General features: G+C 41.8%; 23 protein-coding genes. 20 read left to right on the top strand and 3 right to left on the bottom strand.

Annotation, left to right across the window (positions count from 1 at the left end):
• The first annotated feature begins 122 nt into the window (after positions 1-122).
• From FTT92_RS07095 to der, 13 genes are all read left to right on the top strand, one after another.
• Positions 123-422 carry a sensor histidine kinase gene (locus FTT92_RS07095; RefSeq protein ID WP_180171743.1) on the top strand — a complete coding sequence of 100 codons (300 nt, stop codon included), beginning with the start codon at positions 123-125 and terminating at the stop codon, positions 420-422.
• Positions 423-541: 119 nt separating this feature from the next.
• A complete protein-coding gene (locus tag FTT92_RS07090) occupies positions 542-1819 on the top strand; it encodes a glycosyltransferase family 4 protein (protein ID WP_373684106.1) in 1278 nt (425 codons plus the stop codon).
• Between the two features lie 192 nt (positions 1820-2011).
• Positions 2012-2563, top strand: a complete 552-nt coding sequence (locus FTT92_RS07085) for a phosphatase PAP2 family protein (protein ID WP_180171741.1) — start codon at positions 2012-2014, stop codon at positions 2561-2563.
• 121 nt (positions 2564-2684) lie between these two features.
• Complete coding sequence (iscX, locus tag FTT92_RS07080; RefSeq protein WP_078189615.1) at positions 2685-2885, top strand: Fe-S cluster assembly protein IscX; 201 nt, start codon at positions 2685-2687, stop codon at positions 2883-2885.
• A gap of 109 nt (positions 2886-2994) precedes the next feature.
• Positions 2995-3426 carry a nucleoside-diphosphate kinase gene (gene ndk / locus FTT92_RS07075; RefSeq protein WP_078189614.1) on the top strand — a complete coding sequence of 144 codons (432 nt, stop codon included), beginning with the start codon at positions 2995-2997 and terminating at the stop codon, positions 3424-3426.
• A 123-nt stretch (positions 3427-3549) separates the two neighbouring features.
• The gene (gene rlmN, locus FTT92_RS07070; protein ID WP_078189613.1) at positions 3550-4785 is read left to right on the top strand and encodes a 23S rRNA (adenine(2503)-C(2))-methyltransferase RlmN; all 1236 of its coding nucleotides are present in this window, start codon (positions 3550-3552) and stop codon (positions 4783-4785) included.
• 15 nt (positions 4786-4800) lie between these two features.
• Entirely contained in the window at positions 4801-5604 is an 804-nt protein-coding gene (pilW, locus tag FTT92_RS07065) for a type IV pilus biogenesis/stability protein PilW (protein ID WP_078189612.1), read from the top strand.
• Positions 5595-6389, top strand: a complete 795-nt coding sequence (locus tag FTT92_RS07060) for a RodZ domain-containing protein (RefSeq protein WP_180025979.1) — start codon at positions 5595-5597, stop codon at positions 6387-6389. The genes pilW and FTT92_RS07060 overlap by 10 nt, the downstream gene beginning before the upstream one ends.
• 23 nt (positions 6390-6412) lie before the next feature.
• The gene (gene ispG / locus FTT92_RS07055) at positions 6413-7534 is read left to right on the top strand and encodes a flavodoxin-dependent (E)-4-hydroxy-3-methylbut-2-enyl-diphosphate synthase (protein ID WP_078192661.1); all 1122 of its coding nucleotides are present in this window, start codon (positions 6413-6415) and stop codon (positions 7532-7534) included.
• Positions 7535-7537: 3 nt separating this feature from the next.
• Positions 7538-8833: a histidine--tRNA ligase gene (gene hisS, locus FTT92_RS07050; protein WP_078189609.1), complete on the top strand. Its 1296-nt coding sequence runs from the start codon at positions 7538-7540 to the stop codon at positions 8831-8833.
• 30 nt (positions 8834-8863) lie between these two features.
• Positions 8864-9562 carry a tetratricopeptide repeat protein gene (locus FTT92_RS07045; RefSeq protein ID WP_078192660.1) on the top strand — a complete coding sequence of 233 codons (699 nt, stop codon included), beginning with the start codon at positions 8864-8866 and terminating at the stop codon, positions 9560-9562.
• On the top strand, positions 9559-10704 hold the full coding sequence (gene bamB / locus FTT92_RS07040; protein ID WP_180171740.1) for an outer membrane protein assembly factor BamB: 1146 nt from the start codon (positions 9559-9561) through the stop codon (positions 10702-10704). The genes FTT92_RS07045 and bamB overlap by 4 nt, the downstream gene beginning before the upstream one ends.
• Before the next feature lie 173 nt (positions 10705-10877).
• Entirely contained in the window at positions 10878-12287 is a 1410-nt protein-coding gene (gene der / locus FTT92_RS07035) for a ribosome biogenesis GTPase Der (protein ID WP_078192658.1), read from the top strand.
• Between the two features lie 76 nt (positions 12288-12363).
• On the opposite strand, the gene FTT92_RS07030 is transcribed toward der, so the two are convergent.
• Positions 12364-12933, bottom strand: coding sequence for a hypothetical protein (locus FTT92_RS07030; protein ID WP_111884741.1), 570 nt, complete (start codon positions 12931-12933; stop codon positions 12364-12366).
• Between the two features lie 277 nt (positions 12934-13210).
• Between FTT92_RS07030 and FTT92_RS07025 the strand changes: the two genes are divergently transcribed.
• Positions 13211-13852, top strand: coding sequence for a 4'-phosphopantetheinyl transferase superfamily protein (locus FTT92_RS07025; protein ID WP_180171739.1), 642 nt, complete (start codon positions 13211-13213; stop codon positions 13850-13852).
• An 86-nt stretch (positions 13853-13938) separates the two neighbouring features.
• On the opposite strand, the gene FTT92_RS07020 is transcribed toward FTT92_RS07025, so the two are convergent.
• Positions 13939-14358, bottom strand: coding sequence for a hypothetical protein (locus FTT92_RS07020; RefSeq protein WP_078192655.1), 420 nt, complete (start codon positions 14356-14358; stop codon positions 13939-13941).
• A 165-nt stretch (positions 14359-14523) separates the two neighbouring features.
• Entirely contained in the window at positions 14524-15300 is a 777-nt protein-coding gene (locus FTT92_RS07015; protein ID WP_180171738.1) for an SDR family oxidoreductase, read from the bottom strand.
• Between the two features lie 104 nt (positions 15301-15404).
• Between FTT92_RS07015 and mazG the strand changes: the two genes are divergently transcribed.
• The 6 genes from mazG (at position 15405) to panC (ending at position 20402) form a co-directional block, all read left to right on the top strand.
• The gene (gene mazG, locus FTT92_RS07010; protein ID WP_180171737.1) at positions 15405-16199 is read left to right on the top strand and encodes a nucleoside triphosphate pyrophosphohydrolase; all 795 of its coding nucleotides are present in this window, start codon (positions 15405-15407) and stop codon (positions 16197-16199) included.
• The gene (locus FTT92_RS07005; protein WP_180005384.1) at positions 16177-16608 is read left to right on the top strand and encodes a ComEA family DNA-binding protein; all 432 of its coding nucleotides are present in this window, start codon (positions 16177-16179) and stop codon (positions 16606-16608) included. The genes mazG and FTT92_RS07005 overlap by 23 nt, the downstream gene beginning before the upstream one ends.
• 134 nt (positions 16609-16742) lie before the next feature.
• On the top strand, positions 16743-18212 hold the full coding sequence (gene pcnB, locus FTT92_RS07000) for a polynucleotide adenylyltransferase PcnB (RefSeq protein ID WP_180171736.1): 1470 nt from the start codon (positions 16743-16745) through the stop codon (positions 18210-18212).
• Entirely contained in the window at positions 18209-18694 is a 486-nt protein-coding gene (folK, locus tag FTT92_RS06995; RefSeq protein WP_078192650.1) for a 2-amino-4-hydroxy-6-hydroxymethyldihydropteridine diphosphokinase, read from the top strand. The genes pcnB and folK overlap by 4 nt, the downstream gene beginning before the upstream one ends.
• 46 nt (positions 18695-18740) lie before the next feature.
• A complete protein-coding gene (gene panB / locus FTT92_RS06990; protein WP_180171735.1) occupies positions 18741-19550 on the top strand; it encodes a 3-methyl-2-oxobutanoate hydroxymethyltransferase in 810 nt (269 codons plus the stop codon).
• 3 nt (positions 19551-19553) lie between these two features.
• Complete coding sequence (panC, locus tag FTT92_RS06985; protein ID WP_078192648.1) at positions 19554-20402, top strand: pantoate--beta-alanine ligase; 849 nt, start codon at positions 19554-19556, stop codon at positions 20400-20402.
• Positions 20403-20421 lie beyond the last annotated feature (19 nt).

Below are 20421 nucleotides of genomic sequence, written 5' to 3'. Positions count from 1 at the left end.
AGAAATGAAGGAAATTTGATTTCAGCATATGCTTCCCCGATAACAACTTTAGATACCGTTTTAATCAGTTATTTGATGAGCTCGATATACACGCTAAATGGTCAGTTCCTGCAAAATGGGAAGTGGATGTTACCCCATTGGAATGTCTAAGCTTACAGCGTGTAGCTGAAGAAGCATTAACCAATATTGTGAAGCATAGTCATGCGACCGTGGTGCAGATCCGAATTTATTATGAAAACTCGGCGTTGATAATGGAAGTTGAAGACAATGGCGTGGGGGGTGATGTGGATCTGGTTAATCAAGCTGGTTTGAGTGTGGGGCTTCGTAGTATGAGTGGGTGTTTAGAAAGGATGAACGCAGATATGCAAATCACTTGTCGTGTGGGTCAGACGATTTTAAAAGTGATTAAAAATTACGGATAAATCATGATTTTGTAGATGAGATAAGATAATTTCTTTCAATAAACTGTCATCAAATAATCATCAAAATGCAAAAAACTGCTGCTTAAACTGTGGATAAACATTTATAAGAAGCATGTAAGATCATGACAGAATCGGCTATCAATTTAGGGCGTATGCAGGATGAACCTGCACGCTTTCAGTTCCAATTTAAGCATTTGCAATCACGAATGGATGTGCAAACGGTCTCAACTTTAATCCGTCCAGGTCTAAAAATCGCCATTGTTACAGATACGTGGGCGCCAGAAATTAATGGTGTTGCACATTCTTTATTGCAGTTGTGTAAAGGCTTGCAGCAACAAGGCAACTCAATATTTTTAATACGTCCTGAACAGTCCGAAAGTTGTCAGGATTTCAAACCTGATCAAGAGTGTTTGGTTCGAGCGCAGTCGATTCCTAAATATTCAGGTTTACAATTTGGCTGGCCGCAATTGATCAAACTCAGTAAAGCTTTAAAAAAAGCCCAAGTCGACATTGTGCATATAGTCACTGAAGGGCCTTTGGGTTTTGCCATACTTCAATTGGCGCGTTCTTTACACATCCCTGTGTCTAGTGGTTTTCACTCGGCCTTTCATGACTTTAGTCGTTTCTTTGATTTAGCGTTTTTAATGAAGCCTGTACAACATTATTTACGATGGTTTCATAACAATACTCAACTCACCTGTGTCCCGAGCCAAGATACTGCGGATGCCTTGCATCGATTAGGTTTTAGTTGTCCATTAGTGGTGGTGGGGCGAGGTGTGGACCATAGTCGATTTTCTCCCTCACATTATCGAGCAGAACTGAGACAACAGTGGCAAGCAGATGAACATACCCGCGTGATGCTCTATGTCGGAAGGCTATCTCCTGAAAAAGAGGTAGATGTTTTAATTTCAGCCTATCGTTCGATGTTGGCTATGGATGCACGAACGAAATTGGTCATTGTGGGTGATGGGCCTGATCGTGAACGACTAATGCAACTGGCAAAATCACTAGATGTTATTTTTATGGGAAGTTTAAGTGGTCAGGCTTTATCGCAAGCCTATGCTAGTGCGGATGTTTTTGTTTTCGCAAGTCAGGTTGAGACTTTTGGTAATGTGGTTTTGGAGGCAATGGCCAGCGGATTGCCGGTGATTGCATATAATGCTGCATGTGCCCAACTGCACGTGAGAAATCAGCAAACGGGATGGTTATGTCATTTATCCCGAACCGATGAATTTATACGTCTTATGCAGCAATTGCCGCAACGCGCTAAATTAAAAACCATGGGCATCGAGGCGGCAAACGACGCAGCTAAAATCGGATGGCAATATCCTGTACAGCAATTTGAGCAAGCGCTATATCGCGTGGTGGACCAAGCCAGGATGAGCCAATGGAGCTAGCGCTATTGGTTGTATAGAGAAGTTGAGCATCCTCATAATCAATATTCATTGAACTGTCATCAAAGCATCATTGCACTGTCAAAAAGAGAACCTAAGCTAAGTTAAACACAGAACTAAACTTGTAAAAATAACAACACAAATCTAGCTCAACCCCAACACAGTCAGGCTTTGACTGTAGATAGGAGATTAGCGATGAATTTTAAAAATGCAAAAACAAGAATGCTGCATCTCGATTTAAAAGGCTGTATTTATCTCAATCATTTTTCACATCAACAAGTTGTTGCTGACATATTTAAAATGGTGAGTCGACTTGGTGATGGTGTGTTTTGGTATGTCATGTTGGCGACGGTTTGGATCGTGCAGGGCATCTCCTACAGTGTACAAATCCTCTATGTGTTGCTGGGTGGTTCCGTCGGCACCACGATCTATAAACTCCTCAAAAAGAAAACTGTGCGCCCAAGACCGTACCAAGTGCATCAAGTGATTCGCTTAGGTGAACGCCCTCTAGATCATTTTAGCTTTCCATCAGGGCATACTCTACATGCGGTCATGGCAACAACAGTGCTGGGCTATATTCAACCCATGTTGTTGGTCTTAATGTTGCCTTTTAGCTTATTGGTGGCATTATCTCGCATGATCTTAGGTTTGCATTACCCGAGTGATGTTGCTGTCGGTGCTGCTATAGGTGCTGCAGTGGGTGCGGCGATTATTCTCTGTGCACCTCTTTTGGGTTTGGTTTTATAGTTTGATGTGGACATCACAATTGCAAAATCTGGTAATAAAAAAATTAAAAGGGTTTATCACGTCCAATTGCTGAAATTTGTTAAAGTAAGCCATCATTCTATAGACGATGTTAGGAAGACCCATGGGTTTACGCTGGACAGATACCATTGATATCGCAATTGAGCTGTATGAAGCTCACCCTGATGTTGATCCGCAATGGATTCGCTTTACTGACCTACATGCATGGGTATGTGCATTGCCAAATTTCACTGATGACCCTGAAAAGTCGACTGAAGGTCTGCTTGAGGGAATTCAGATGGCCTGGATTGATGAGGCAAGTTAATCCCTACATCGAAAAAAGCAATTTTTTTGTATAGCAAAAGCAGAAAATAGCGCATTATTCGGTATAATGCGGCAAATTTTTCACGTCAAATTGACTTAAGGAGCCTCTCATGGCTATTGAACGTACTTTATCTATCGTTAAACCAGACGCAGTTGCTAAAAACCACATCGGCGACATCTTTGCTCGTTTCGAAAAAGCTGGTCTTCAAATCGTTGCAACTAAAATGAAACACTTGACTCAAGCTGAAGCTGAAGGCTTCTACGCTGAGCACAAAGAACGTGGTTTCTTTGGTGACCTAGTTGCATTCATGACTTCTGGTCCAGTTGTAGTTTCAGTTCTTGAAGGCGAAAACGCAGTTCTTGCTCACCGTGAAATCCTTGGCGCAACTAACCCTAAAGAAGCTGCTCCTGGTACTATCCGTGCAGACTTCGCTGTAAGCATCGACGAAAACGCTGCTCACGGTTCTGACTCTGTAGCATCTGCTGATCGTGAAGTTAACTACTTCTTCGCTCAAACTGAGATCGCTCCACGTACTCGTTAATTCGAAGTATTCAAACCAGATAAGTGGTATACTGCTTGTCTGGTTTTTTTATTCTCTGAATAATTCTTTGCTCAATAACTGAGCTTCTCCTTTGATCTTTAGACATGGTTTAGGTAAATACACATGAGTACTGAAGTAGTCGCTACATCAGCTGTTTCTGATGCACAGCAACAATCTCCATCCGCTCCTACGCAGCAAAATACTGTGGAGAAAGTGAATTTACTGGGCATGTCACGTCCGCAAATGGAAAAATTCTTCGAAGAAATGGGGGAGAAGAAATTCCGTGCTGGGCAGGTGATGAAATGGATTCATCAGTTCTTCGTGACTGATTTTGCTGAAATGACCAATATTTCTGGTAAATTACGTGAAAAACTAGAAAAGATTTGTGAAATTAAAGCGCCTGAAGTGGTGCATAAAAATTATTCAAAAGACGGTACTCGTAAATGGGTGTTCCGTGTAGGTGATGGTGCAGGTTCATTGGTTGAAACCGTGCTCATTCCTGCAGAAGATAAAACCGGCGCACGTAAGACCTTGTGTATTTCGTCACAAGTGGGCTGTGCTCTGGACTGTTCATTCTGTTCAACTGGGAAACAAGGTTTTCAACGTGACTTGAGTCAAGCTGAAATTATTGGACAGCTTTGGATGGCGAACTTCTCTTATATGGAAGATGTGCCAGTTGCGGATCGTGAACGTTCAGTGACCAACGTGGTGATGATGGGCATGGGTGAGCCGCTGTTGAACTATGATGCTGTATTGAATTCAATGCGTATCATGTTGGATGACTTTGCGTATGGTATGTCGAAGCGTCGTGTGACTTTATCAACCTCAGGTGTAGTGCCTAAAATTGACCAATTGGCACAAGACATTGATGTAGCCTTGGCAATTTCACTTCATGCGCCAAATGATGAATTACGCAACGAACTTGTTCCGATCAATAAAAAATATCCGTTGGAACAGTTGATTGCAGCGTGTCAGCGTTATATCGCCAAAGATGGTAATGAAAGTTCTCGTAAACACGTGACTATCGAATACGTGATGTTAGATGGTGTAAATGACCATCCTGAACATGCACAGCAAATGTTAAAGCTATTGAAAAACTTACCAAGCAAAATTAATTTAATTCCGTTTAACCCGTTCCCGCATGCGCCATACGGTCGTTCAAGCCGTAACCGTATTATTTCTTTCCAAAAAACTTTGTCTGATGCCGGTTTTGTGTGTACGATTCGTCAGACACGTGGTGATGATATCGATGCTGCGTGTGGACAACTCGTGGGGCAAGTTGCTGACCGTACTCGTCGTGCGGAGCAATGGAAAAAGAAAGTTGCGCAGCAAAATGAGATACTGCGCTCACAAGGATAATAAAGAGGCAGCCAATTGAAAAAGTTAACGTATAAGTTCACTTTCGTTTCAGCTTTATGTGCATCGGTTTTGGCATTAACAGCATGTCAAACGCCTGAGATTGGGAAAAAAGACCCAGAGAAAGCCGTAAAAATCAGAACGCAATTGGCTGTTGAACACTTAAAAGCAGGGGATTTGGACTCTGCTAAACGCGCATTAGATCAGGCTTTAGAGGTGGATTCTCGTGATTCTCAGGCCAATATGATGATGGGTGTCTTACTACAGCGAGAAGGCAGCCCAGCCAACTTAGAAAAAGCAGATAGTTATTTTAAGCGTGCAATTTCAGCAGACTCAAAAAATTCTCAAGCACGTAACAACTACGGTACGTATTTATATCAAGTTGAGCGCTATAATGATGCGATTGAACAGTTCAGCATCGCAGGTTCAACTTTAGGTTATGATCAACGTTTCAAAGCATTGGAAAATTTAGGTCGTATTTACCTGAAAGTGGGTGATGTGGCGAATGCTGAAAAATCATTCAAACAAGCTTTGCAGGCTAATCGTGATTCTTATGTTTCAATGTTAGAGTTGTCTGAAATCTTTTATTTGAATCAGCAGTTCCCTGCTGCCACACAAATGTATGAACAATTTGTACGTGCAGTAGGACAAAAAAATCAGGGTGCGCGTGCACTCTGGATTGGCATTCGAACAGCGCGTGCCAATGGCGACAATTTGGGTATGCAAGTACTGGTCAATCAGTTACGTGCTTTGTTCCCAGAAAGTCCTGAATACCAACGCTATTTGCAATTACAGTACAGTACTGAGGCCGTATGGAAGTAAATCCTAATTCACCGCAATCGAATGGTTCGAGCGTAGCTCCAAATGCATTAGGAAATGTACAACGCCCAGGTGAGTATTTACGTCAAGTACGTATTACGCAAAAACTGGAACTTGAAGCTGTCGCATCAGAACTCAATATTCCATTAAAAACACTGACTGCACTTGAGCAAGATGATTATAAGTCATTGCCTGAAGCGACCTTTATTAAAGGTTACTACCGCACTTATGCCAAATATTTAAAAGTTGATGCAACCAATATCATTCAACGTTTTGATGATATTTATGCTAACGATACGGGATTGTTGCCAAATCACGCGTTAAACAATTCACCGATTAAAATTATGGGTAAATTACCCGGTTCTAACCGTGACCGTAATCGTAAATGGATCAAACGGGGTCTGATTGCATTGGCGGTGTTGGTAGTCATTGGTGCGATCGTGGCAGCGATTCAGGGCATGACCTCGGGCAGCGATAATGAAGACGCTGTGACCAGTGATGTCGCTTCAGAAGTTCAAGTCCTCGACATGAATGGTGGAAATGCAGCGGTCAGCGGTGATCAATTGACATTGACCTTCAGTAGCCCAACTTCAGTACATATTGTTGATTCGACGGGTAAGGTGTTGGCGACAGGTCGTCAAGCATCGACGCTCAACTTAAACGGTGAAACACCATTCCAAATTCGTTTGGATGATGCAACAGCAGTGTCATTAAGCTTAAATAATGAAAATATTTCATTGTCACCATATACCGTAAACGGCAAAGCAGATTTCCGTTTATCACGTTAAGGGACAACAGAGCAGACTGAACAATGATTGAAAATCCAATTAAGCGCCGTCCAACGCGTAAAATTAAAGTAGGTTCGGTGTATGTCGGTGGTGATGCGCCGATCAGCATCCAAAGTATGACCAATACTGAAACTTGTGATGTCGAAGCGACCGTGGCACAGATTCAGCGCTGTGTAGACGTCGGTGCGGACATCATGCGTGTTTCTGTACCGAGTATGGAAGCTGCTGAAGCTTTTGGTGAAATTCGTAAACGTGTGCAAGTGCCATTGGTTGCCGATATTCACTTTGATTATAAAATTGCTTTACGTGTTGCAGACCTTGGTGCAGATTGTTTGCGTATTAACCCGGGTAATATTGGCTCAGAAGCTAAAATTCGTGAAGTGGTAGCTGCTGCACAACATAATGACATCTCTATGCGTATTGGTGTCAATGCCGGTTCACTGGAAAAAGATATTCAAAAGAAATATGGTGAGCCTACAGGTCAGGCTTTGCTTGAATCTGCAATGCGCCATATTGATATTTTAGACCGTTTAAATTTCCATGAATTTAAAGTGTCAGTCAAAGCATCGAATGTCTTTCTGACGATGGATGCGTACCGTTTGTTATCTAAACAAATTGATAACCCATTACACTTGGGTGTGACTGAAGCAGGTGTCTACCGCACGGGTTCAGTCAAATCTGCTATCGCTTTAGGCGGTTTGTTGATGGAAGGCATTGGTGACACCATGCGTATTTCATTGGCAGCAGAGCCTGAAGAAGAAATCAAAATTGGCTTTGATATTTTAAAATCATTGGGCTTACGTTCAAACGGCATTAACTTTATTGCATGCCCAAGTTGTTCACGCCAAGAATTTAATGTCATCAAAGTCATGCAAACATTGGAAGAGCGTTTAGAAGATATTCGTACCCCAATGGATGTATCGGTGATTGGTTGTAAAGTAAATGGTCCGGGTGAAGCCAAAGAAGCCGATATTGGTGTAGTAGGTGCAAGTCCGCGTTCACTGGTGTATCGTAATGGCGAAAAGAGCCATTTAATTGACACAAATCAGTTGGTTGACGAAATCGAAGCGATGGTTCGTCAACGTGTTAGCGATCTTGAAGACGCTAAAGCTAAAGAGATTATTCGCACAAGTTTTTCTGAGTAGATCATGAGTTCAATCGTCGCAATCAAAGGTTTTAATGACATTCTCCCTACGCAAAGTCCTGCATGGAGACGTCTAGAACAGCATCTATCTAGCCTGATGGATGCTTATGGTTATCAGCAAATTCGCTTGCCGATTGTGGAGCAGACTCATCTGTTCAAACGTTCTATTGGTGATGCAACGGATATCGTTGAAAAAGAAATGTACACATTCTTAGATAAAGGTAATCCGCCTGAGTCTTTGACTTTGCGTCCAGAAGGAACAGCAGGGTGTGTGCGTGCAATGCTTGAACATAACTTACTTCGTGGTGCTACACCGCGTGTATGGTATGTTGGCCCAATGTTTCGCTATGAAAAACCACAAAAAGGTCGCTACCGTCAGTTCCATCAATTTGGCGTAGAAACCTTTGGTGTTGCAACACCAGATCAAGATGCAGAATTGATTTTAATGACTGCACGTTTGTGGAAACGCATGGGCGTTGCAGATAAAGTTCAATTAGAACTCAATACTTTAGGTGAGTCTGATGAACGTGCAGCTTATCGTGCAGCATTGGTTGAATTCTTAGAGTCACATAAAAATGACTTAGATGAAGATTCACAGCGTCGTCTAACCACGAATCCACTGCGTATTTTGGATTCTAAAGATGCAAAAACACAAAGCATTTTGGAAAATGCGCCAAAACTTCACGACTTTATGGGTGAAGAAACGTTGGCTCACTTTGCTCAATTACAGCAGTATTTGACTGATGCTGGTATTGGTTTTGTGATCAATCAAAAATTGGTTCGTGGTCTCGACTACTACAACAAAACGGTCTTTGAATGGACAACTACACACTTAGGTTCTCAAGGAACGGTATGTGCTGGTGGTCGTTATGACGGTTTAGTCGGTCAGCTTAAAGGTAAAGCAGACCAGTCTGTGCCTGCTGTTGGTTTTGCAATGGGTATGGAGCGTTTGCTTCTTCTCCTTGAACAAGTGGAAGACAATACCCCAGTGCGTGACTGTGAGCTATTCTTGGTTTCAGATCCTGCAACTCAAGGTAAAGCGTTGGTGCTTGCTGAACAAATACGTGATCAACTTGAAGCAGCGGGTAGTAACATTCGCTTAAAAGTTGGTTCACAAGGTTCAATGAAATCGCAAATGAAAAAAGCTGACCAATCGGGTGCTTTATTTGCTGTGATTTACGGTGAACGTGAGCAAGCAGCAGGGCAAGTGCTGGTAAAAGAGCTAGCGATTGCAGAACAACACGAAGTGAATGTGGCAGACTTTGTTGCCTTCATTATCGAAAAAATTTCTTCAAAATAATCCCTATAACATAAGGAAAAAGGTAATTTCATGAGCGCATTGAGTGAAGAAGAACAACTTGATAATTTAAAATCGTTTGCTAAAAAATATGGCTCTGCCATTGTTAGCGGCATTTTAATTGCGTTGATTGCCTTTTTCGGATGGGAATACTGGCAGAAGAAAACTTTGGCTGAATCGCAAATGCAAACAGCCAAAGTCCAGCAGTTAATGGATGATGCTCAGTCGGCGACGGGTGACGCTTTTACACAACTTTCTGCGACTGCAGATAAAATTGTAAAAGAAGCGCCAGATTCGCCACAAGCCATCCAAACTCAGTTGCTTATGGCAAAATTGGCGTATGATAAAGCCGATTATGCCAATGCTGAGAAAGCTTTGAAAAAAGTTGAAAATTCAAAAGTTGATGATGCAGGCTTAATTCAATTGGTGAAATTACGTTTGGCGTATGCACAATTGGCGCAAAAGAAATTTGATGAAGCATTAAAAACCTTAGAAGCAGTTAAAGAACCTGCTTTTCAAGCGACTGCAGATGAAGCCCGTGGCGACGTCTATGTTGCGAAAAATGATATCGAAAATGCAAAGAAAGTTTATCAAAGTGCATGGGATGCTTTGGTTGAGCGACAAGAAGAACGTCAAATTTTACAAATTAAACTCGAAAGTGTAGGCGTTTTAGTTGATGATCCTGAAATTGAACGTCCGATTATAGATACACAAGTGGAAGCAACTGAATGAATAGAAAATACAAAATTACCTGTGCGCTGACAGTTTTAACACTTGCTTTGGCTGGTTGTGCAAATAAAGGAAAAGTAGAAAAAGTAAAACCAAATCCTTTACCAAAATTGGAACAGGCAAAAACTTTAGCACCTGTATTTTCAAACAGTGTGGCTTCAACTGAAGAAGCAGATCCACTGCGTTTACGTATGGATGCAGATAATGGCGTTGTTTTTAGCGTAAATCCTAATGGTGAAGTTCAAGCCTACAAAGGCAAAGAGCGTTTATGGCAGAAGAAAATCTCTAAACAAGGTTTGACTGCAGGTGTAGAAGCAGCTGACGGAATTGTGGTTGTTGGTAGTGCAAAAGGTCAATTATTTGCATTAGATCAGGCAACAGGTGAACAAAAGTGGACTGCGCAATTAACCGGCGCGTTACTTTCACCGTCATTGATTCAAGCAGGTCGCGTTATTTCAGTTACCAATGATGGTACGGTATACGCAAACGATGTGGCAACGGGCCAACAAACTTGGACCTATAACTTGCCAAATGTGCAGTTTAGTTTACGTGGTATGGCAGCACCGGTATCACTCGATGCGCGTCATGTTCTCATCGCTTCTTCAAATGCCTATATCTATGTGATTGATGCATTGAGCGGTATTCCGAAAATGCAGCGTCGTGTTGCAGTGTCAGACGGTCGTTCAGATGTACAACGTCTCATTGATATTGACGGTGAACCGACTGTAGCAGGTCAATTTTTAATTACCACCAGTTACCAAGGCCAAGTGACAGCACTTGATCTTGCATCACAACAAGTGATCTGGAGTAATGATGCGAGCAGTATTCAGCGTCCTGAAGTTGCAGGCAATGGTGTCTTTGTGACACAAACTGATGGTAAAATTGTGGCTTACGAAATTACCACTGGTCAAACATTGTGGGAAAATGACCAATTGCTTAATCGTAATTTGAGTAACCCAGTGATGTTAGGTCAAGACCTTGTGGTTGGTGATCTGGATGGTGTACTTCACTTAATCAACCCAGCGACAGGTGAGTTGGTTGGTCGTTCTAAAACCAGTGGTGAAGTGCGTTCACTACGTGTAATTGACAACCAATTATATGTGTCGACACGTAAGGGTGCATTAAGCATTTGGCAGAACCGTTAATTTTTCTGCGGCTTATGTTAAAATAAGCCAAACCGTATTTTTAACGCGGGGGATTGAATCATCAATGCCCCGTGTTTTTATTTATTTTAGGCATTTATCCTATTTCCATTCTTCCTAAGCTTTCTGATGTTCAGACCAGACCAAACTGGCTGATCTGGAATAAAGGTTAATCTATGAAACCCGTAATTGCGCTCATTGGTCGTCCGAACGTCGGAAAATCAACGTTGTTTAACCAGATAACCAAGAGCCGTGATGCTCTCGTTGCTGACTTTGCCGGTCTGACTCGTGACCGTAAATATGGTGACGCGACTTATCAAAATAAATCTTTCATTGTCGTTGATACTGGGGGTATTGGCGAAACTGAAGGTGGTATCGATTCGTACATGGCAGAACAGTCAAAAACTGCCATTAATGAAGCAGATATTATTGTCTTCGTGGTCGATGCGCGCGCAGGCCTATTGGCATCTGATGAGCAAATTGCACGTGACTTACGTACGCTAGGTAAAAAAGTTTATCTTGTTGCCAACAAAGTTGATGGTGTTCATGCCGAAGCAGCTTTAGTTGAATTCTTCAAATTGGGTATGGGTGAACCACTTCAAGTGGCTGCCAGCCATGGTCGTGGTGTTCAGCAAATGCTTGAAGAAGTGTTAGCTGAAGTGCCTGAAGATGAAAGTGAAGAACAACACGATAAAGACACAGGCTTACGTTTAGCGATTATTGGTCGTCCAAACGTGGGTAAATCGACTTTAGTGAACCGTTTGTTGGGTGAAGATCGTGTGGTTGCATTTGACCAGCCGGGTACTACACGTGACTCAATTTATATTCCATTTGAACGTGACGGTCGTAAATACACATTAATCGATACTGCGGGTGTACGTCGTAAAGGTAAAGTGGACGAAATGATCGAGAAATTCTCGATTGTGAAAACTTTACAAGCGATGAAAGATGCGCATGTTGTGGTTATTGTTGTCGATGCACGTGAAGGGATCGTTGAGCAAGACTTGCATTTGATCGGTTATGCGCTTGAAGCAGGCCGTGCGATGGTGATTGCCATCAACAAATGGGACAACATGTCTGACTATGACCGTAAACAGTGTAAATTAGATGTTGAACGTCGTTTTGACTTTATTCCATGGGCAAAAATTCACTTAATTTCTGCACTTCACGGTACAGGTGTTGGTGATCTTTATCCATCGATCCACCGTGCTTATGATTCTTCGCATTTGAAAGTATCACCTGCGAAAATCACTCAGATCTTGAATGATGCAACTGATGCGCACCAACCACCAATGGTTCAAGGTCGTCGTATCAAAATGCGTTATGCGCATATTGGCGGACAAAATCCACCGACGATTGTGATTCATGGTAACAAGGTCGATAAAACGCCAAATGACTATCGTCGTTACCTAGAAAACGTGTTCCGTAAAGTTTATAAACTTGAAGGTACGCCAGTCAAAATTGAATTTAAAACCTCTGATAACCCATTTGAAGGTCGTAAGTCGCAAATCGATGAGCGTACGGCTGCACGTAAACGTCGTTATGTTCAGAAGTTCAAAAAGGCGGAAAAGAAATTCAAACGCTAAGTTTAGATGAACAAAAAAAGCCTGCAGATATGCAGGCTTTTTTATTTCACTTTATTTATCTAAAAAGATGTAGAAATTAGTTTTTACACTTTTTAGCTTGGCGGTAAATATCAATATTATCCAGATTAGCTTGAGCAATTTCCATGGCTTGCTGTGCGCTGCTGCTATCCTGTTGTGTATTTTTATTGCCAGAAAAAGCTGTCGCAAATTGTCCCATACGCGCGGCTGTTTCAGATTGACCTGAAAATGCGGATAGCGCGTTGCCAGCAAGCCCCGCCCATTTTGACACTTGATTATTTTGCTGTGCAGACGCTTGGCTTAATGCCAGTTGCGATGCTTCCAATGTACGTTCGAAAGTTTTACGTTCAACGCTCAGATCAGTGCAATCTAAGGTTTTTAAATAACTGGTGCTATAAACACTATTGTTGGTTTGGTTAGCTTGATTGAAATTTGAGGCATAGCCACGGTCTGCTTGAGCTACAGCATTGGCAGCTTCTTGACGGCTTTGATTCATACGCGCTTCAGCTTGGTCCATAATCGCGCCATTTTTGGCACCCATCACTGCAACAGCTGCATCCAATAAGCCTGCTTGAGCGAAACATGGTAGGACACAAAGTGAACTGATTAAGGTGATTTTTCTTAGCATCTGATTTACCCCGAGTTTTAAATTAAAGTTATAAGAATCTAGAGTATTTTATCTAATTGAAGATGTATTTAAAATATTTATTATACTTAAGTATTTGAATATATTTATAATATTAAGTATTTCTTAAGTGGTTTGAAATATTTTTAAACTGAGTTTTAAAATCTCGATAAGTCAAAGGACCGATGCGCTCATCTGTATTGTGGTGTATTTTGTGTTGGAGAGTCGCATAAAATATAGCGTCATGGACGTAGTGTAAAAGATATTGGATCAATAACTTATGGCGAAAATTCAGCTTGAATATAGTGCAATTACTGACTTCTTTGTGGAGCCGCATGGCTTGAGTCGTCAAGAGGTAATTGCCGTGCGTAAACAAGCCATTTACCAATATCGAAATCAATTACTCGGGCAGCGGCTAAATAGGTCAGTTGAAAATTCAGATTTTTCAAAGTCTGCGTTTGGTAAGCCTTTTCTTCCGGATTTGCCACATTTTCATTTTAATCATAGTCATAGCCAGCAGCATTATGTATTGGCCAGCAGTGAAAAAATCGCCAATATTGGTGTGGATATTGAAGATTTAAATCGAAAAGTTCGTTTTGATGCGATGGCTCAACATAGCTTTCATCCCGAAGAATTGCTCAATTGGGAGAACTTTGAGCATGATCCTGATTTTTGGTTTAAAGTTTGGACCACCAAAGAGGCGGTACTTAAAGCATCAGGTTTAGGGATTCGAGTGAACCTGAATGAACTGAATACACAGTGCCATCCTGAGCACAATGGTGGGATGTGTAGTCATCCCGCAATTGGCACTTTTGCTTATCAGAATATTCAACTGCCGCATGTCATGTTGACGGTGGCATGGCAAAGTGAACAATCTTGCCGAGGCTTTCATTTGCCGAAAATTGAGTTGAGTGTCTTATAAATCGGTATGAAATAGAAATCACCATGAAAAAAGCCCTGTTCTGGCTGAACAGGGCTTTTTTTAAATCAATCTAAACTGGCTTTAGATTAGATTTTGCATTTTTTAGAACCTTGATAGATACCAATGTTGTCGATGTTTGCTTGAGCAGCAGATTTGTTCGCTTGTTGAAGTTCAAGGTTGCCTGCATCAGAAGTATCTTGCTCACCAGCCAAGCTGTTTGCAATGTTGCCTGCACGAGCAGCTTTTTCAGAGTTACCACCGAAAGCAGCAAGAGCGCCTCCCGCTAAACCAGCAAATTTGCTCAATGATTTGCCTGGCGCTTGAGCAGATGCTTGGATGTTTGCAATGTTTTTGTCAGCAGCTTCTAAAGAGCGCTTAGCATTCGCTTTTTCAACAGCAAGAGTTGCACAATCCATCGCTTTTAATTCTGAAGATGCGAATTGAGTTGTAGCAAAAGCAGAAATTGAAATAGAAGTAACAGTTGCAAGAACAAGTAATTTTTTCATGAAATAATTCACTTTTATTGTTAGAAAATAAACGCCCGAAAGTAATGGGCGGGTGAATATTATTCAAAAAAAGGAATTTTGTCCTGTTAAAATGTGACAATTGTGTAACTTTGTGTAATTTGCGTACAAATATGATTGCAAAATTAAATGATTAGTAACACGTTGCTATTTGGGTTTTTGTGCAATCCAAATATTACTTAAGCGGTTGACAAATTGCGGGCTAAACTTCGATAAATTAAATAAAAATTTAGCTTTCATCCCCACAGGTGTATGTGTGGCCATTAAGACCGTATCCTTTTTTTGTACCAAGGCATAAATTTGCTGAGCAACATCGCTAGGTTGAAGATTGACGCCCATTTTCTTAATGCTTTGGGCATCCATGTCTTGCACCATCGCGGTTTGAACAAATAAAGGCATTACATCTAAAACGCGAATATTGTATTTTTGCCATTCAATATCTAAGCTTTCAGTGAGCCCACGTACAGCAAATTTAGATGTGGCATAGCTGGCTAAATCTGCTTGTCCATAAATAGCTGAAGCCGAAGAGAGGTTAATCACACGAGCAAAATTGCTTTGTTGTAAATAGGGGAATGCCGCATAGCAACCGTTTATCACCCCTTTGACATTGATATCAATCGTTCGGTGGTGTGCAGACAGTTCCGTATGTTCAAAGCTGCCTGAATGCAGAATTCCGGCATTATTGACTAATATATTCAGCTGACCTGCCCAAGCAACAAATTCAGCTAAAGCGCTTTGCCATTGCTCTGGTTGTGTCACATCTAAAAGCCCAGCTTTGGCATGGCTACCGAGTTCAGCAGCTAATGAGGTGACTTGAGATTGGTTAATGTCGTAGAGCCCAACTTTATAGCCTTGTTGTATGAACAGTCGTGCAATTGCTGCACCAATCCCTTGTCCTGCACCGCTAATAAAAATACTTTGCATGTTATGCTTCCCTGAATTGAGTTGCTCATTCCCTGAGTGAATTTTGAGCATATCAAATTCTGTAATCGAAACAATGTACTGATGAGTAAATAGCTGGAGTTCACATGGAACAATTATTAGCAGTGATGAAAGAATTACGTGAAAAATGTCCATGGGATCAAAAGCAAACCCCAGAAAGTTTGACTCGTTATGCCATCGAAGAAGCCTATGAAGTTGAAGCGGCAGTTCGTTCAGGTCAGAGTGATGATGTACGAGATGAACTGGGGGATTTGTTGCTGCAAGTGGTTTTTCAGTCGCAGATGTATAGCGAACAAGGCGCATTTGATTTTCAAGATGTGGTGCAAGCCATTACAGATAAATTAATTCGCCGTCATCCCCATGTGTTTCAGGCAGAGCAATTCTCAGCACTCAATGCGGATGATGTGGCAACACTATGGAAACAGATTAAACAACAAGAAAAAGCAGGGAAATCAGCATCAAGATTAGATGAAGTTAAACATGCACCTGCATTAAGCCAAGCAGATGAAATTCAAAAAAATGTGGCGAAAATTGGCTTTGATTTTCCAGATATTGAAGGGGCTTATGGCAAGCTTGAGGAAGAGCTGGGGGAATTAAAAGAGGCTTTGGCAGGCAAAAAATCCGACGAAATATTTGATGAATTTGGTGATTGCTTATTTTCTCTGGTGAATGTTGGACGTAAGATTGGCATCTCAAGTGAGATGGCACTTTTAAGTACCATTCATAAATTTAGAAGCCGCTTTGCTTATATTGAAGCACAGGCCACATTACAACAAAAACATGTAGAAGACCTGTCTCTGACTGAAATGGATCAGTTGTGGGAACAGGCAAAACAACAATTAAAACAACAGGCTAAATATGTACCACATCCTAAAGAATAAATACTCTACACAATTACTTGTCTTGGTTTTGGGTTTAATGGCAGATTTAACTTTTGCGCAAAGCCCTTCGGGCTACGCGGAATGGAAAGCCATGCAGCAAGCTCAAGATCAGCAATTAAAAAAGCAATCTGAGGCCTCGAAGTCCAAAGTGGCAACTGCACCGAGCAATGCCAACTATTATTTGTCACGACCCAGCACCCAACAAAATAGTCGAACAGATCAGGTACGTTTAAATACAGCCTCAGTCGATGAACTGCAGACATTGCATGGAATTGGTCAGAAAAAAGCAGAAGCAATTGTGCAATATCGCAAAAGTAATGGCTTATTTAAAAGCATTGATGATATTCAACAGGTTAAGGGAATCGGTCCTGCGCTGTTTGCTAAAAATAAAGCAAAATTGGCACTTTAAGTGAAGTGTAAAAAAAAGAATTAGGTTAAGCTCAGCTTGAGCATCGAGATAATCAAATTGCCCTTTGATTGTGTTAGAGATATCATTAGCGACATCTTAAGAATTTTACGTTCAGACGTAGGAGACAGCGTCTTTTGCAAACTTTGCGCGCGTCCAAATGTGGTTTATCAACTACACAATTACCTTCTTCCATTTTAGATGTGATTGATGCCTTAACTAAGGCAGGCTATGAAGCTTATATCGTGGGTGGCAGTGTCCGCGACCTAATGTTGGGTCATGCACCTAAAGATTTTGATGCCGTAACTAATGCGACACCAGCTCAGGTGAAAGAAGTCTTCGGGCGACGTTGCCGAATTATTGGTCGTCGTTTTGAGCTGGCGCATGTCTACTCAGGACGTGAACTGATCGAAGTTGCGACCTTCCGTGCGCCGCCTAAAAAAGCCGTGACTTCTGCTGCGGGCATGATTTTACGTGATAATAATTGGGGTACGATTGAGCAAGACTTTGCACGCCGTGACTTTTCGATCAATGCGATGTATTACCAACCACGCAAAGGCGAAGTGTTAGATTTTTGTCATGCAGTAGATGACATAAAACATAAAACGTTGCGTTTATTGGGTGATCCACAACTCCGTTTTGAAGAAGATCCTGTGCGGATGCTTCGGACTTTACGTTTCGCAGCCAAATTAAACTTTAATATTGATGAAAAAATTCTGGATGTCTTTACCCCAGAACTTACTCAATTGCTGCGTGATGTGTCTCCACATCGTTTATACGACGAGTCACAAAAACTCTTTACTATGGGGCATCTCAATCGCGTCTTACCGATGCTGATCGATTTTGGTATTTGGTATCAGTTATTTGCAGATATCAAACCGGTTGTAACGCCATTTATTGAGTTGGCTGCAAAAAATACCGATCAACGTATTTCGATTGGGAAAACCATTAACCCTGCATTTTTCTATGCCGTGTTATTGTGGATTCCGTTCCAAGAGCGTTGTACGTTCTATCTAAATAAAGGTGTTGTTCCTGCTGAAGCACGTGCTCAAGCTGGTTTAGATGTATTGAAACGTCAGGCTACACGAACCATTATTCCACGCTTTGCCGAAACATTTATTCGTGAAGTTTGGGAAATGCAAACCCGTTTACTAAGTCCAAAACCACAGCAAATTGAAGCACTTTCAGGTCATGCACGTTTCCGTGCAGGCTTTGACTTTCTGCTGCTGCGTGAAAAATCGGGCGATACAAGCACGCAAGGCATGGGGCAGTGGTGGGATGCTTATCAGCAGATGAGCACTGACGAAAAAGAACGAGCAATTAGCCAATACAATCGTCAACGTGCCAAGAGTCGTCGTAAAGCGGCGCATGAAGATGTGGAAGCCAAAACTTCTACTCATCAGCAAGTTGAAATTGAACCGCTGGTGAATGAACCAGAAAGCAGAAGTCGCCGTCAACGTAAGCCTAAATCACATGCCAATAGTCTAGAGACAGTGTCAATCGTTGCAGCGTCAGCCAGTGGTGCAATTGGTGCAGATCATCCGATTTTAAAACGTAAACGTGTGAAACGAGATTTGACTCAGGTTATTTTTGGGCCAACACAATGACGCTGACATATATTGGTTTAGGCAGTAATTTAGGTGATTCTCTACAGATCCTTAGTGAAGCGGTGCATAAACTTGCAACACTCGGAAAAGTGAAAGTCTCAAAACTGTATCAAAGCCCGCCAATGGGGCCACAAGATCAGCCGAATTATTTAAATGCAGCGGTTGCATTAGAAACTGATCTAGCACCATTGGCCTTGTTGGATGAATTGCAACGCTTTGAACAAGAGTCGGGGCGTGTACGCCTACGTCATTGGGGGGAGCGTACACTGGATTTAGATTTACTGATTTATGGTGAACAGCACATTCAAAATGAACGTTTGACGGTGCCTCATGTTGGTGTTTTAGAACGTGATTTTGTGTTGAAGCCTTTGTTGGATTTAGATGAGAATCTACAGATTAAAGGACAACCATTAAAAGATTTACCTATTTTGAATAATCCAAATTTAACTGTATTGGATGCAGGAAACTGGGCCCATCTTTAATTTTTGTATGACCACTTGAGAAAGCCGTCATCTGAGGAATATTGAAATGATTAGTCTAAGTGACTTGAAAAAATTTAAAGCGGAAGGCCGCAAATTCTCCTGCCTGACTTGCTATGATGCGAGCATGGCAAAAGCAATGGAAGTTGCTGAAGTCGATAGTATTCTGATTGGTGATTCATTGGGGATGACCATTCAAGGTAATGACTCAACCTTACCTGTCACTGTTGAAGATATGGCATATCACACTGCGGCAGTGCGTCGTGGCAATAAGCATGCGTTTATTCTGACAGATTTGCCATTTATGACCTATGCCACTTTGAATGATGCTTTGGTTAATTCAAAGACCGTAATGCAAGCAGGCGCGCAGATGGTCAAATTGGAAGGTGGTGCATGGTTGTCAGAAACAGTTGAAGTATTGACCCGTAATGGTATTCCAGTGTGTGTGCATTTAGGGTTAACTCCGCAATCGGTTCATGTGTTTGGCGGTTATAAAGTGCAAGCACGTACACGCGAAACTGCGGATCAACTCATTGCAGACTGTAAAGCTGTGGTTGATGCAGGTGCAGCAATTTTACTTTTGGAGTGTGTTCCTGCCCAAGTGGGTAAAGAAATTAGTGAATTATTCCCAAATACACCTGTGATTGGGATCGGTGCCGGTGCAGAAACGGATGCTCAAGTCTTGGTTCAACAAGATATGTTGGGACTGACGTTTAGTCACGTGGCGAAATTTGTTCGCAACTTTATGAAAGAGCAAGCAGGGGAAACGGCAATTGTGGATGCGTTTAAGGCGTATCATGCTGCCGTACTTGATGGTAGTTTCCCTGCCAAAGAACATACATTCCAAATTGAGCTGTAAGACATGAAAACTGAAACAACGATTCAAGGTTTAAGTGCATCGCTAAATCCAGCACGTGCTGCGCGCAAAATCATTGGTTTTGTACCAACGATGGGGAACTTGCATGAAGGTCACCTTAATTTAGTTCGTGAAGCACGTAAACTGTGTGATGTCGTGGTGGTGAGTATTTTCGTTAACCCAATTCAGTTTGGTCCAAATGAAGACTTTGACAACTATCCACGTACTTTGGAACAAGATCAGCACTTATTGGCTGAAGTGGGTTGTGACATCGTGTTTGCACCGACCGTTGAACAAATGTATGGCAACAAGCCGCGCTTAACCAATATTAGCGTGGGCGGTATTACTAATGATTTGTGTGGCGAACAGCGTCCGGGTCATTTTGACGGTGTTGCTGTTGTTGTGACAAAACTCTTTAATATTGTTCAACCGAATTTTGCATTCTTTGGGCAAAAAGATTACCAGCAACTTGCAGTGATTCGTCAGTTTGTACGTGACTTAAATATTCCACTAGAAGTGATTGGTGTGCCGATTACTCGTGCTGAAGATGGTTTGGCATTGAGCTCACGCAATGGTTATTTAAGTGCGGAAAATCGTGCGATTGCACCAACGATTTACCAAAGCTTGAAAACGGCTGAGGCAGAATTACATGCTGGAACTCAACTTGCAGATGTGTTAGCGAATATTAAAGCAACATTGACAGCAGCGGGTTTTGTTGTGGACTATGTTGAAGCACGTACACCTGAATTACAGAAAATTGAAGAATTTGATCAAGACGTGGTGTTGTTTATTGCGGCTAAATTAGGCGCAACACGTCTTATTGATAATATGCAGGTTAAATATACTGCAGTCTAAAACGGCTATGGGGTAGCAA

This window comes from Acinetobacter sp. YH12023, from assembly GCF_013420135.1.
Classification (GTDB): Bacteria; Pseudomonadota; Gammaproteobacteria; order Pseudomonadales; family Moraxellaceae; genus Acinetobacter; species Acinetobacter amyesii.
Note: the sequence above shows the minus strand (reverse complement) of the source record. Positions and strands in the feature narration are given on the sequence as shown.

Bases quoted from the DNA above. Each gene is read 5' to 3' on its own strand.
- FTT92_RS07085 (WP_180171741.1), top strand. From the start codon at position 2,012: ATGAATTTTAAAAATGCAAAAACAAGAATGCTGCATCTCGATTTAAAA.
- iscX (WP_078189615.1), top strand. From the start codon at position 2,685: ATGGGTTTACGCTGGACAGATACCATTGATATCGCAATTGAGCTGTAT.
- ndk (WP_078189614.1), top strand. From the start codon at position 2,995: ATGGCTATTGAACGTACTTTATCTATCGTTAAACCAGACGCAGTTGCT.
- rlmN (WP_078189613.1), top strand. From the start codon at position 3,550: ATGAGTACTGAAGTAGTCGCTACATCAGCTGTTTCTGATGCACAGCAA.
- FTT92_RS07060 (WP_180025979.1), top strand. From the start codon at position 5,595: ATGGAAGTAAATCCTAATTCACCGCAATCGAATGGTTCGAGCGTAGCT.
- ispG (WP_078192661.1), top strand. From the start codon at position 6,413: ATGATTGAAAATCCAATTAAGCGCCGTCCAACGCGTAAAATTAAAGTA.
- hisS (WP_078189609.1), top strand. From the start codon at position 7,538: ATGAGTTCAATCGTCGCAATCAAAGGTTTTAATGACATTCTCCCTACG.
- FTT92_RS07045 (WP_078192660.1), top strand. From the start codon at position 8,864: ATGAGCGCATTGAGTGAAGAAGAACAACTTGATAATTTAAAATCGTTT.
- bamB (WP_180171740.1), top strand. From the start codon at position 9,559: ATGAATAGAAAATACAAAATTACCTGTGCGCTGACAGTTTTAACACTT.
- der (WP_078192658.1), top strand. From the start codon at position 10,878: ATGAAACCCGTAATTGCGCTCATTGGTCGTCCGAACGTCGGAAAATCA.
- FTT92_RS07030 (WP_111884741.1), bottom strand. From the start codon at position 12,933: ATGCTAAGAAAAATCACCTTAATCAGTTCACTTTGTGTCCTACCATGT.
- FTT92_RS07025 (WP_180171739.1), top strand. From the start codon at position 13,211: ATGGCGAAAATTCAGCTTGAATATAGTGCAATTACTGACTTCTTTGTG.
- FTT92_RS07020 (WP_078192655.1), bottom strand. From the start codon at position 14,358: ATGAAAAAATTACTTGTTCTTGCAACTGTTACTTCTATTTCAATTTCT.
- FTT92_RS07015 (WP_180171738.1), bottom strand. From the start codon at position 15,300: ATGCAAAGTATTTTTATTAGCGGTGCAGGACAAGGGATTGGTGCAGCA.
- mazG (WP_180171737.1), top strand. From the start codon at position 15,405: ATGGAACAATTATTAGCAGTGATGAAAGAATTACGTGAAAAATGTCCA.
- FTT92_RS07005 (WP_180005384.1), top strand. From the start codon at position 16,177: ATGTACCACATCCTAAAGAATAAATACTCTACACAATTACTTGTCTTG.
- folK (WP_078192650.1), top strand. From the start codon at position 18,209: ATGACGCTGACATATATTGGTTTAGGCAGTAATTTAGGTGATTCTCTA.
- panB (WP_180171735.1), top strand. From the start codon at position 18,741: ATGATTAGTCTAAGTGACTTGAAAAAATTTAAAGCGGAAGGCCGCAAA.
- panC (WP_078192648.1), top strand. From the start codon at position 19,554: ATGAAAACTGAAACAACGATTCAAGGTTTAAGTGCATCGCTAAATCCA.